Source organism: Pantoea sp. VS1 (genome assembly GCF_002207995.1).
GTDB classification, from domain to species: Bacteria; Pseudomonadota; Gammaproteobacteria; order Enterobacterales; family Enterobacteriaceae; genus Pantoea; species Pantoea dispersa.
In genome coordinates this window covers 139,188-150,825 of record NZ_NHZE01000040.1, presented here as the reverse complement: position 1 = coordinate 150,825, position 11,638 = coordinate 139,188, and the positions used below count along the sequence as shown (strand labels likewise).

General features: G+C 54.4%; 11 protein-coding genes and 1 tRNA gene. 10 read left to right on the top strand and 2 right to left on the bottom strand.

The window, feature by feature from the left end:
* Positions 1-264 precede the first annotated feature (264 nt).
* The gene (locus tag CBW22_RS14950) at positions 265-2,946 is read left to right on the top strand and encodes an AAA domain-containing protein (protein WP_176428130.1); all 2,682 of its coding nucleotides are present in this window, start codon (positions 265-267) and stop codon (positions 2,944-2,946) included.
* Between the two features lie 361 nt (positions 2,947-3,307).
* Here the strand turns inward: CBW22_RS14950 and CBW22_RS14945 are convergent.
* Positions 3,308-3,382: transfer RNA gene (locus CBW22_RS14945), tRNA-Arg, on the bottom strand.
* A gap of 88 nt (positions 3,383-3,470) precedes the next feature.
* On the bottom strand, positions 3,471-4,403 hold the full coding sequence (locus CBW22_RS14940) for a formate/nitrite transporter family protein (protein ID WP_088517073.1): 933 nt from the start codon (positions 4,401-4,403) through the stop codon (positions 3,471-3,473).
* Between the two features lie 243 nt (positions 4,404-4,646).
* Here CBW22_RS14940 and ccmA point away from each other — a divergent pair, with 243 nt between their 5' ends.
* The 9 genes from ccmA to ccmI are packed head-to-tail and all read left to right on the top strand — an operon-like array spanning position 4,647 to position 11,603.
* Positions 4,647-5,261: a cytochrome c biogenesis heme-transporting ATPase CcmA gene (ccmA, locus tag CBW22_RS14935; RefSeq protein WP_088517072.1), complete on the top strand. Its 615-nt coding sequence runs from the start codon at positions 4,647-4,649 to the stop codon at positions 5,259-5,261.
* Positions 5,261-5,920, top strand: coding sequence for a heme exporter protein CcmB (gene ccmB / locus CBW22_RS14930; protein ID WP_058758454.1), 660 nt, complete (start codon positions 5,261-5,263; stop codon positions 5,918-5,920). The genes ccmA and ccmB overlap by 1 nt, the downstream gene beginning before the upstream one ends.
* A gap of 58 nt (positions 5,921-5,978) precedes the next feature.
* Positions 5,979-6,719, top strand: coding sequence for a heme ABC transporter permease (locus tag CBW22_RS14925; RefSeq protein WP_058769875.1), 741 nt, complete (start codon positions 5,979-5,981; stop codon positions 6,717-6,719).
* Entirely contained in the window at positions 6,716-6,949 is a 234-nt protein-coding gene (gene ccmD / locus CBW22_RS14920; RefSeq protein ID WP_031280028.1) for a heme exporter protein CcmD, read from the top strand. Before CBW22_RS14925 ends, ccmD begins: the two co-directional genes overlap by 4 nt.
* Complete coding sequence (gene ccmE, locus CBW22_RS14915) at positions 6,946-7,431, top strand: cytochrome c maturation protein CcmE (protein WP_021509145.1); 486 nt, start codon at positions 6,946-6,948, stop codon at positions 7,429-7,431. Before ccmD ends, ccmE begins: the two co-directional genes overlap by 4 nt.
* Positions 7,428-9,386, top strand: coding sequence for a heme lyase CcmF/NrfE family subunit (locus CBW22_RS14910; protein ID WP_088517071.1), 1,959 nt, complete (start codon positions 7,428-7,430; stop codon positions 9,384-9,386). The genes ccmE and CBW22_RS14910 overlap by 4 nt, the downstream gene beginning before the upstream one ends.
* Positions 9,383-9,940 (top strand): DsbE family thiol:disulfide interchange protein, encoded by a 558-nt coding sequence (locus CBW22_RS14905; RefSeq protein ID WP_010617464.1) that lies wholly within the window; start codon positions 9,383-9,385, stop codon positions 9,938-9,940. Before CBW22_RS14910 ends, CBW22_RS14905 begins: the two co-directional genes overlap by 4 nt.
* The gene (locus CBW22_RS14900; protein ID WP_088517070.1) at positions 9,937-10,392 is read left to right on the top strand and encodes a cytochrome c-type biogenesis protein; all 456 of its coding nucleotides are present in this window, start codon (positions 9,937-9,939) and stop codon (positions 10,390-10,392) included. Before CBW22_RS14905 ends, CBW22_RS14900 begins: the two co-directional genes overlap by 4 nt.
* Positions 10,392-11,603, top strand: coding sequence for a c-type cytochrome biogenesis protein CcmI (gene ccmI, locus CBW22_RS14895; protein WP_088517069.1), 1,212 nt, complete (start codon positions 10,392-10,394; stop codon positions 11,601-11,603). Before CBW22_RS14900 ends, ccmI begins: the two co-directional genes overlap by 1 nt.
* Positions 11,604-11,638 lie beyond the last annotated feature (35 nt).

Genomic DNA, 11,638 nt, shown 5'->3' with positions numbered 1-11,638 from the left:
GGCTTCTCAACTGGGATTAACCCAGCCGCGGATCAGGCTGCCAGATGACGATTGCGTATTATAAGAAAGATATTCTGAAAGTTGTGTTAAAGGTGTGCGGGAGAGAGGCTTTGCTACCGGACTTTCCCTGCCATAAAAAATCGGTCAAAATTTCCAGGATTAGGTTAGGCCAAAAGTAAAAATGATTAATCGCTTTTGGTATCGTTTTTAAATTTGCCCTTAACGATTTTATCCCAGGTCAAATAAGATTCATTGGATGGTAACATGGTCACAATTTTTGTTGATGGGGAGAATAAGACTCGCAACATCATCGACTGGAGTTTATGGACTGGAAAAGATGACGGAAGGGTTATGTTAACCTGCCACTTTCGAAGTGGTAAAAAATATACACGTCCACTTTCTGTCTGCCAGATAACGCCAACCTTAGTCCTGGATAATGTTTTTCTCGAGCGTAGTGGACGTTCTGTAACATCCCAGGCTGAGCGGATTGTCATTTATGGCAATAAATATGCGGCAGTTTACTATCCTGGAAAAAATAAACCCTACATTATGAAAATGGACGGGCTTGATTTTCAGGCCTGTTCTGTATTTACTGAAGAGGCTGCTTTTAGCTATTTCTGTCGCGTGGCTCAGGAACGTATTGCTCATGCCAGTGAAAGCGATAAAAATATTGCTGAGAATATTCTCAGGCAGATAAAAAGGATTCTTCCTCATTCGGATACTGCTTTGCATTCATACTGTACAGGACAGAGTAAAAAACGCGACTTGCCGGGGAGTTTGATTTTCCCCTTTGGTCTTAATGAAAGTCAGTTACAGGCAGTTGAACGAGCATTTTCCTCACAGATTTCGATTATCGAGGGGCCACCTGGAACGGGCAAAACGCAGACTATACTCAATATTGTTGCCAATATTTTGATTCAAAATAAAACCGTGGCAATTTTGTCTAATAACAACACTGCAGTCAGCAATGTATATGAGAAGATGGACAGGAAAGGGCTGGGATATCTGATTGCCCGGCTGGGAAGCACGGATAACAGACAACATTTTTTTGCCAATCCAGCTTCTCGGTCTGTGGAAATACTTCCAGCTTCACCTTCTTTATCTACAATTGATGAGCGGCTTCAGAAAGTCAAAAAAAATCTGAATGTTATTAATCAGGTAGCTTTGCTGAAAGCAGAAATTGATGAACTGAGTATTGAATATAATTATCTGCAAAAATGGCGGGCCCGGTCCCCTCAAATGGAAGTCAGCAGTTATCATTTCTCCTCTCGTAAAACAGCCGACTTGATGGCTTATCTCCATTATCTCTCCGATCGACGGATTGGGCTTAAAAACAGAATTGATTTGCTGTTGAACTTTAGAATTCTAAGGGTGAAACCGCTGAAAAACAATGAGGAGAGGTTGGCGATTTTTACTTCCCTTCAATTGTCTTATTATGAAGAAGCCATAAGAGAAAAACAAAAAACTCTGTCCGAATATAAGAAAATATTAGATGAGGTTGATTTTGATATTTTGCTGGAGCAGCTAACATCTTTATCAATGGTTTATTTGAAAAAATATTTGCAGGAAAATATTTCCACAACAACATCATTTTCAGCTGAAACGTATCGGGATGATTTTGATCATTTCATTAAACGATTTCCTGTGATCGGTAGTAGCACGCATTCCATTATTAACTCCATCGGTAAAGGGGCGCTTCTTGATTATGTCATTATTGATGAAGCTTCGCAGCAGGACATAGTTCCCGGTATCCTGGGGTTAGGATGTGCCCGTAATGTGATCATTGTAGGAGATCGCAAACAACTCCCCCATGTTCCGGTAGTTCATCCAATTGCAGCACCGGCCGATCACTATAACTGCGTGAAATATAGCCTGCTCGATTCTATTTGCATGCTATTCAGGGAAACAGCCCCGGTAACTCTTCTGAAAGAGCATTATCGCTGCCATCCTAAAATTATTCAGTTTTGTAATAAACAGTTTTATGATAATTCACTGATCCCGCTAACAACTGACTCAGGTGAAGCTTCCTTATCTTTGGTTATAACGGCAAAAGGAAACCATACCCGTAACTTTTCAAATCTCAGGGAGCTTGAATCCATAGAAGGGCATTACTGGGATGAGCGCAGCAGCAGAGGATACATCGCACCCTATAACGCACAGGTTAACTTGTCTGAAACGGTGTTGCCTGTAGACTTCGTGAAATCGACGGTACATAAATTTCAGGGGCGGGAGTGTGATGAAATCGTATTTTCCACCGTACTGGATAAAAAACGCAGTAGCCAGCTGAGTCGGAACATTACGTTCGTTGATGATCCTAATCTGGTGAACGTTGCTGTTTCCAGGGCTCGAAACAAATTTACGCTGGTCACGGGTAATGATGTTTTTGAAAAACACGGCAGGCATATTGCCGCACTGATTCGTTACATCAAATACTATGCGGATGACAAAGAGATCTTAGATAGCCCGGTGATATCCGCGTTCGATTTGTTATACAGAGAGTTTGACGAGTCACTGGAGCGGCTGAATAGCCGGTTAAATCCTGGTGATTCGCGTTTTAAGTCTGAACAAATTGCTGCCACTCTGTTGCGGGATATCCTGTCACAGAATAAATATCAGAGCATGATGTTCCATTCGCAGATAGCGCTGAATCAACTGGTGTTAATTGAAAAAGGAGACTTTTCCCAGAGGGAATTATCTTTTATGCGTAACCGGGCCACCTGTGATTTTGTCATTTACTTTAAGGTTGGGAAGACCCCATTAGGGGTTATTGAAGTGGATGGTGGTTATCACCTGGAAAGTGCCCAGATTGAACGTGATGAACTTAAGAATAGTATATTGAAGAAATGTAATTTGCCGCTACTCAGACTACGTACAATAGATAGCAATATAGAAGGCAAACTGGATGTGTTTCTGTCAAATTTGTCGGCATCAGAGGCGAGTTTATGAGTTTTTATTGATAATAAATTATGGTTGAGATTTCAGTGAAAGTACTGTGATCTCAAAGTAATACGAGCTTTCCTCAATTTATGAAAATGAAAAGTGCTATTTTAGCTCAGTCCTTAGTGGGGAGCTTTCATATTGCGGTATTAAACGATATGACTTTTCCTTTCGTTTGGCTGTGCCAATCTACTTTACAGCAAACATGCGGGCATAATTCCTTAGGTGATTTTCATTGCGCCCACAATATGCCCGCAAAATATCGGCGTTGTCGATTCGCCCCGGTTCGTGTCGGTTCGCAATGAGATGTGGTTAGGGCTGATTCTGTAAGGGATTTGTTCGTGTCGGTGCGGGCGGGTTCTTGATGATGTGGTGTCCCCTGCAGGAATCGAACCTGCAACTAGCCCTTAGGAGGGGCTCGTTATATCCATTTAACTAAGGAGACGTGCGGCGCGCAGTATAGCGCACCGTGCAGGGGATTTTAACCGTAGGCCGCCTGTTTGCTCAAAGTGTCAGCAATCAGGCGGTGGCGATCACGCTTTTTCCTGATTTTTCTGCTTTTCCTGCTTCTCTTTACGCTTCTGTTCGGCTCGCGCTTTGGCTTTGGCCGCTTCGCTCATGTCGTTACGGATCTGCGCGTGACTGATCAGGGCAAAAATCAGCGTACCGCCGGTGATGTTGCCCAGCAGGGTGGGCAGTGCAAACGGCCACAAAAACGCCTGCCACGGCAGCGTGCCGGCAAACACCAGATACAGCACTTCAACCGATCCGACCACAATGTGGGCCAGATCGCCCAGCGCCACCAGCCAGGTCATCATCACAATCACCACAATTTTGGCGCCGCCAGCATAAGGAAACATCCACACCATGGTGGCGATGATCCAGCCTGAAATCACTGCGTTGGCAAACATTTCGCCCGGCGTGTGCTCCATCACTTTTTCGCTGATGGCAGTGAAGGCCTGGCGCGTGGCGTCATCGAAAATCGGCATATGATTAAACGCCAGCGCGCCCAGCGCGGTACCAATCAAATTGCCGATCAGCACCACGCTCCACAGCCGCAGTAGCAGCATAAAATTGCCGCCGGTGGGTTTATGCATCACCGGCAGCACGGCGGTGACGGTATTCTCAGTAAAAAGCTGCTGGCGCGCCATAATCACGATGACAAAACCAAAGGTGTAGCCGAGATTCTCCAGCAGATAAGCGCCGGGCACGCCAGCGAGGTGTACCTGAAAAATGCCTTTCGCCATCAGCGAGGCGCCCATAGATAAGCCGGCGGCAATCGCTGACCACAGCAGCGCCATGCCGTCGCGTTCCAGCTCCTTTTCCCCGTCCTGTCGAATCTCTTCATGGATCGCCGCAGCCCGCGAGGGCAGGGCGTCTTCGTCCACTTCAATATCCGTGCCTTGTTCTTTTTCTTCACTGTCCACGTCATTGTCATGCGTGTTATTTGATGGCGATGGCTTCATTTTTTCTCCCGGTGATAATGCCAGTGCGTAATAAGCGTAGACGCTTTTAGCAAGGGCGAAATGTTACAAAGATTCAAATTAAGAGTAACAAGAGATTAGCAAAGGTGGTTTTTTGAGCGCTTTCTTGATCTGATGCGCATGAATACCCCATTTGGGGGAAGGGGGAGCTTGCGCGCAGACTTCGGCCCCTGGTTTGAGTGTGGTATTATTCCCGCCTCATTTATTGCTATGAATCTCCCTTCTATGCTCGAAGTGATTAATCTCGCCTGCGTTCGCGATGAGCGAACCCTGTTCCACGGACTGAGTTTTCAGGTGCAGGCGGGCGATGTGGTGCAAATCGAAGGGCCTAACGGCGCAGGCAAAACTTCACTGTTGCGACTGCTGGCCGGGTTAAGCCGGCCAGAGCAGGGCGAAGTACGCTGGCAACAGCAGTCTATTCGCCGGCAGCGCGAAATATGGCAGCAAAACCTGTTGTATCTCGGCCATCATCCGGGCGTGAAATCGGTGCTGTCGCCGCGTGAGAATCTGCATTTCTGGCACGGCGATCGCAGCCAAGACACGCTGTATGACGCGCTGGAACAGGTCAATCTGCTGGGCTATGAAGAGGTGCCGGTGGCTCAGCTTTCTGCCGGGCAGCAGCGGCGCGTGGCGCTGGCGCGACTGTGGCTCAGCCCGGCTCCGGTGTGGATTCTGGATGAGCCGCTGACCGCCATCGACAAACACGGCGTGGAAAAATTAATGGCGCGCTTCGCCGATCATGCCGATAACGGTGGCGTGGTGATTCTGACGACCCATCAGGACCTGCCGGACAGCCATGCGCGCGTGCGCAAAATTCGTCTTATATCGGAGTGGGCGTGATGCTTGGCCGGGTTATTCAGCGTGAGTTAAAGATTGCCTTTCGCAGCGGCGCGGAAGTGGTTAATCCGCTGTGGTTTTTTCTGATTGTGATTACGCTGTTCCCGTTAGGCATTGGCCCTGAGCCGCAGCAGCTGGCGCGCATCGCGCCTGGCGTCGCCTGGGTAGCCGCGCTGCTGGCATCGCTGCTGGCGCTGGAGCGGCTGTTTCGCGACGACTTTCTTGATGGATCGCTGGAGCAGTTGCTGTTGCTGCCGACGCCGCTGCCGATCACCGTGCTGGGCAAAGTGATTGCGCACTGGCTGATTACCGGGCTGCCGCTGATTTTACTCTCGCCGCTGGCGGCGCTGCTGCTGTCGCTGGATTTTGCTGGCTGGCGGGCAATGGCGCTGACGCTGCTGATCGGCACGCCAACCCTGAGTTTTCTCGGTGCGATTGGCACCGGCCTGACCGTCGGGCTGCGGCGCGGCGGCGTATTGCTGAGTTTACTGGTGTTGCCGCTGTCGATACCGGTACTGATTTTTGCCAGCGCGGCGATTGATGCGGCCGGTCAGGGGTTACCGATCGGCGGTTATCTGGCGATTCTCGGCGCCATGCTGGCGGTCAGCGCCACGCTGTCGCCGTTTGCGACCGCCGCCGCGCTGCGCATCAGTCTGCATTAAGGCGGGCCTCCGGCAGAGAGGCCGCCATCCGAATTCTTGTTTAGTGTGAGCAATGTCAATGTGGAAATGGTTACACCAGTGGGCAAAGCCTGAGCGGCTTTACCAGCTATGCGGTCGCTTGATTCCCTGGTTCGCAATCCTGGGCGTCGGCGCGCTGCTGCTCGGCTGGATTTGGGGATTCGGCTTTGCGCCGGCGGATTATCAGCAGGGCAACAGCTTCCGCATCATGTACATTCACGTGCCAGCGGCGATGTGGTCGATGGGCGTCTATGCCTCGATGGCCATCGCCGCCTTTATCGGTCTGGTGTGGCAGATGAAAATGGCCGATCTGGCGGCTGCCGCGATGGCGCCGATTGGTGCGGTGTTTACCTTTATCGCACTGGTGACCGGCTCGGCGTGGGGCAAGCCGATGTGGGGCACCTGGTGGATTTGGGACGCGCGTCTGACTTCTGAACTGGTGCTGCTGTTCCTCTATATGGGCGTGATTGCGCTCTATCACTCTTTCGACGATCGCCGCACCGCCGGACGCGCGGCCGGCATCCTGATTCTGGTCGGCGTGGTTAACCTGCCGATTATTCACTTCTCCGTGCAGTGGTGGAACACGCTGCATCAGGGCTCGTCGGGCATTCTGCAACAGGCGATCGATCCCAGCATGCGCACGCCGCTGCGCTGGTCGATTCTCGGCTATCTGCTGGTGTTTGGTGCGCTCACCCTGATGCGTCTGCGCAACCTGATTCTGTTTACCGAGCGTCACCGCCCGTGGGCGATTGACGTGGCGCAGGGAGGACGCAAAGCATGACGCCTGCCTTCTCATCGTGGAGCGAGTTTTTCGCCATGGGCGGCTATGCCTTTTACGTCTGGCTGGCCGTGTGTTTTACGCTGATTCCGCTGATCGGTCTGGTGCTGCACACCGTGTTGTTCCGTCGCCGCCTGCTGGCAGAAATTCGCCAGCGTCAGTCCCGCGAGCGCCGCATCCGCGCGGCAAAAGCTAAACAAGCTGCCAGTGAAGCAGCAGGAGAGTCCGTGTGAATATCCGTCGTCGTAACCGCCTGTATGTGGTGGTGGCGGTGCTGGTGGGCTTAGGCCTCGCCACGTCGCTGGTGATGTACGCGCTGCGTTCCAACATCGACCTGTTCTACACCCCGAGTGAAATTCTTTACGGCAAAGGTGAGGATCACCAGAAGCCGGAGGCCGGACAGCGCCTGCGCGTCGGCGGCATGGTGATGCCCGGTAGCGTCAAACGCGATCCGAAAACGCTGGCGGTGTCGTTCAAACTGTATGATGCCAACGGCGTGGTCAGCGTCAGCTACGAAGGCATTCTGCCGGATCTGTTCCGCGAAGGGCAGGGCGTGGTGGCGCAGGGCGTGCTGGAGGACGGGAATCTGGTCAACGCCAAAGAGGTGCTGGCGAAGCACGATGAGAAGTACACGCCGCCGGAAATTCAGGACGCAATGAAGAAGAATCATAACGGACCGGCAGCGGCCTATCAGCAGGCGGGTACGCAATCATGATGCCGGAAATTGGCAGCTTTCTGCTGTGTCTGGCGCTGGGCTTAGCGCTGTTATTGAGTATTTATCCGCTGTGGGGCGCGGCGCGTCAGGATGGCCGGCTGATGGCGCTGGCGCGTCCGCTCACCTGGGGCATGTTCCTGTGCATCGCTGCCGCGTTCCTCGTGCTGGTACACGCGTTTGTGGTCAACGATTTTACCGTCGGCTACGTTGCCACCAACTCCAATTCGCTGCTGCCGGTGTATTACCGCATCGCCGCCACCTGGGGCGCGCATGAAGGATCGCTGTTGCTGTGGGTGCTGCTGCTCAGCACCTGGACATTAGCAGTGGCGATTTTCAGCCGTGGCATGCCGCAGGATGCGCTGGCGCGTGTGCTGGCGGTGATGGGGATGATCAACCTCGGCTTCCTGTTGTTCATCATCCTCACCTCGAATCCGTTTACCCGCACGCTGCCGAACTTCGCGATTGATGGGCGCGACCTCAACCCGATGCTGCAGGATATCGGGCTGATCTTCCATCCGCCGCTGCTCTATATGGGCTATGTTGGCTTCTCGGTGGCGTTTGCCTTTGCCATTGCGTCGCTGATGGCAGGCCGGCTGGATACCGCCTGGGCGCGCTGGTCACGTCCGTGGACCACTGCGGCATGGGTATTTCTTACTATTGGTATCGTGCTCGGTTCCGCGTGGGCGTATTACGAACTCGGCTGGGGCGGCTGGTGGTTCTGGGATCCGGTCGAAAACGCGTCCTTTATGCCGTGGCTGGCCGGTACTGCGCTGATGCACTCGCTGGCGGTGACAGAAAAACGCGGCAGCTTTAAGTCGTGGACGGTGCTACTGGCGATTACCGCGTTCTCATTAAGCCTGCTGGGCACCTTCCTGGTGCGTTCGGGTGTGCTGGTGTCGGTGCACTCGTTCGCCTCGGATCCGGCGCGCGGTATGTTTATCCTCGCCTTCCTGGTGATTGTCATCGGCAGTTCGCTGCTGCTGTACGCCCTGAAAGGGGGCCAGGTGCGCAGTCGCGTGCAGAGCGAAGCCTGGTCGCGCGAATCCTTCCTGCTCGGCAACAACGTGCTGCTGATTGCCGCAATGCTGGTGGTGCTGCTCGGTACGCTGCTGCCGCTGGTGCATAAACAGCTCGGGCTGGGCAGCATTTCGGTTGGCGAGCCGTTCTTCAATACCATGTTCACCTGGCTGATGGCACCGTTCGCGCTAATGCTCGGCATCGGGCCGCTGGTGCGCTGGCGCCATGATGAGCCGCAAAAGCTGTGGAAGCGGCTCGGCGTGGGTCTGCTGGTGACGCTGATCCTGTCGATCGTGCTGCCGTGGCTGTTGCAGGATCGCATTGAAGCGATGACGGTGATTGGCCTGCTGATGGCCATCTGGGTGATCCTGCTGACGCTGATGGAGCTGCACGAACGCGCTACCCATCGGCATCGTTTTCTGGCGGGATTACGCCATCTGTCGCGCAGCCACTGGGGCATGGTGCTGGGCCATCTTGGCGTGGCGGTGACGGTGGTGGGCATTGCCTTCAGCACCCAATACAGCGTGGAGCGTGACGTGCGCATGAAGGCCGGCGACAGCGTGGATATTCACAACTATCACTTTATTTTCCGCGACGTGCACAATCTGCAGGGCCCCAACTATAGCGGCGGCGTGGCGATTATCGATGTCGCACGCAACGGTAAGCCAGAAGCGGTGCTGCATGCAGAGAAGCGCTTCTATACCGCAGCGCGCACTATGATGACGGAAGCGGCGATCAGCGGCGGCTTCACGCGCGATCTCTACGCGGCGCTGGGCGAAGAGCTCGATGACGGTTCCTGGGCGGTGCGTATTTATTACAAACCCTTTGTGCGCTGGATCTGGTTCGGCGGCGTGTTTATGGCGGTGGGCGGCCTGCTGTGCCTGCTCGATCCGCGCTACCGCTCGCGCAAAAAAGCGCAGCGCGAGGAACTGGCATGAATAAAAAGATCCTGTTTATTCCTTTAGTCTTGTTTCTGCTGCTGGCGGCGGCGCTGCTGTGGCAGCTGACGCGCAACGCCAGCGGTGACGATCCTACGCGCCTCGAATCGGCGCTGATCGGTAAACCGGTGCCGGTGTTTAAACTCGAAGCGCTGGATCAGCCGGGCAAAATCTATAACCAGCAGGTGCTGACCGATGGCAAACCGCTGCTGCTGAATGTCTGGGCCACCTGGTGCCCGACCTGCCGCGCCGAACATCAATATCTCAACACGCTGGCGGAGCAGGGCATCCGCGTGGTTGGCCTCAACTACAAAGACGATCGCAGCAAAGCCGTCACCTGGCTTAACACGCTCGGCAATCCGTATGCGCTGAGCCTGTACGACGGCGACGGCATGCTCGGTCTGGATCTCGGCGTCTACGGCGCGCCGGAGACCTTCCTGATTGATGGCCACGGCATTATCCGTTACCGCCACGCCGGGGACATGAACGATCGGGTGTGGAATGAAGAGGTGAAGCCGCTGTGGCAGAAATACAGCAAGGAGGCCGGCGTATGAAGCAACTGCTTATGTTGCTCGCGGGTCTGCTGCTGAGCACCAGCCTGTGGGCCGCGATCGATACTTATCAGTTCGATTCGGTCCAGCAGGAGGAGCAGTATCGCGAGCTCACCGCATCGCTGCGCTGCCCGAAGTGCCAGAACAACAGTATTGCCGACTCCAACGCGATGATTGCCGCCGACATGCGGCTGAAAGTGTATGAGCTGATGAAGCAGGGCCAGAGCCGCCAGCAGATCATTGATTACATGGTGGCGCGTTATGGCAACTTCGTCACTTATGAACCGCCGGTGACGCCGTCGACGCTGATTCTGTGGGTCGGACCGGCACTGTTTGTGGTGCTCGGTGGGCTGATTATTATTCTGCGCAGCCGACGCGACAACGCGCGCAGTGAGCTGGATGACGATGAACAACAGCGCCTTGCGGCGATTCTGAAGCGTGACGGGAAGCCGTAATGACTGGATTCTGGATTACCCTGATTATTTTACTGGCGGCGGCGACGGCGCTGTTTGTCGGTGCCGGCTGGCGGCAGCGTCAGGCCAGCAGCGGCGATCGCGATCGTCTCAATACCGATTTTTATCAGCAGCGCCTGCGCGAGCTGGAGCATGATGAAGCCGAGGGCGTGGTCAGTGAACGTCCGGAGATGGTGCGCGAACTGCAGCAAACGCTGTTGACCGACGTGCCCGGCGACGCGGCGGCCAGCGCGCATCACAGCAGCCGCTGGGTGCTGCTGCCGGGCGTGATCGTCCTGGTGCTGGTGTCGGTGGGCGTTTATCTGAAAACCGGTGGCCTCGCCCAGCTGGCGGGCTGGCAGAGCGTACAGCAGGAGTACCCGGCGCTGCGCGCGCGGGTGATGGATCCCAACGCGCAGCCGCTGACCATGGAAGAGCTGGCGCGTCTGCAGCTCGGCCTGCGCACCTCGCTGCAAAACGATCCGCAAAACCTCAATGACTGGGCGATGCTGGGCCGCCTCGGCATGGTGCTGAACAACGCCACCGATGCCAGCCAGGCCTTTGAGCACGCTTTGCAGCTGGCGCCGGACAACCTTGAACTGCAACAGGATTATGCCGAAGTGCTGACGCGCTCCAGCGATCCGCAGGATAACCGCCAGGCCAATATGCTGCTGAAAGACCTGCTGAAGCGCGACCACAGCAACGTGCGCACCCTCAGTCTGCTGGCGTTCAATGCCTTTGAACAGCAGCAGTATGGCGAAGCGATTGGCGCATGGCAGGTGATGCTGAAGCTGCTGCCGGCCGGCGATCGACGCATTACTATGATCGAGCGCAGCATTGAACAAGCGAAAACCGACGCGGGACAGCAAAATAGCCAGCTGGCATTGACGGTGAGCTTAACGCCAGAGGCAGAAAAAATGTTACCGCCGGGCGGAGTGTTGTATATTTCTGTGTCTGACGGTGTTTCACCGGTGCCTGTGGCTGTAAAGCGTTTACCGCTCAGCCACTTCCCGCTATCGCTTACGCTGGATGACAGCAACGCCATGATGCCGGATCGCCTGCTTTCGGCGCAGCATCAGGTGCAGGTCAGGGTGCGCATTTCGCGCGATGGTAGTGCTAATCCGCAGTCCGGCGACTGGTTTGGTTTAAGCGCGGTCACCCCCTGGGATGGTCACCAGCCGATGGCTGTTGAGGTCAATCAGCAGCAGCCCTGAAGCGATACACCTTTTATCTGCACAGGGAGAGAAGA

Bases quoted from the DNA above. Each gene is read 5' to 3' on its own strand.
- CBW22_RS14950 (WP_176428130.1), top strand. From the start codon at position 265: ATGGTCACAATTTTTGTTGATGGGGAGAATAAGACTCGCAACATCATC.
- CBW22_RS14940 (WP_088517073.1), bottom strand. From the start codon at position 4,403: ATGAAGCCATCGCCATCAAATAACACGCATGACAATGACGTGGACAGT.
- ccmA (WP_088517072.1), top strand. From the start codon at position 4,647: ATGCTCGAAGTGATTAATCTCGCCTGCGTTCGCGATGAGCGAACCCTG.
- ccmB (WP_058758454.1), top strand. From the start codon at position 5,261: ATGCTTGGCCGGGTTATTCAGCGTGAGTTAAAGATTGCCTTTCGCAGC.
- CBW22_RS14925 (WP_058769875.1), top strand. From the start codon at position 5,979: ATGTGGAAATGGTTACACCAGTGGGCAAAGCCTGAGCGGCTTTACCAG.
- ccmD (WP_031280028.1), top strand. From the start codon at position 6,716: ATGACGCCTGCCTTCTCATCGTGGAGCGAGTTTTTCGCCATGGGCGGC.
- CBW22_RS14910 (WP_088517071.1), top strand. From the start codon at position 7,428: ATGATGCCGGAAATTGGCAGCTTTCTGCTGTGTCTGGCGCTGGGCTTA.
- CBW22_RS14905 (WP_010617464.1), top strand. From the start codon at position 9,383: ATGAATAAAAAGATCCTGTTTATTCCTTTAGTCTTGTTTCTGCTGCTG.
- CBW22_RS14900 (WP_088517070.1), top strand. From the start codon at position 9,937: ATGAAGCAACTGCTTATGTTGCTCGCGGGTCTGCTGCTGAGCACCAGC.
- ccmI (WP_088517069.1), top strand. From the start codon at position 10,392: ATGACTGGATTCTGGATTACCCTGATTATTTTACTGGCGGCGGCGACG.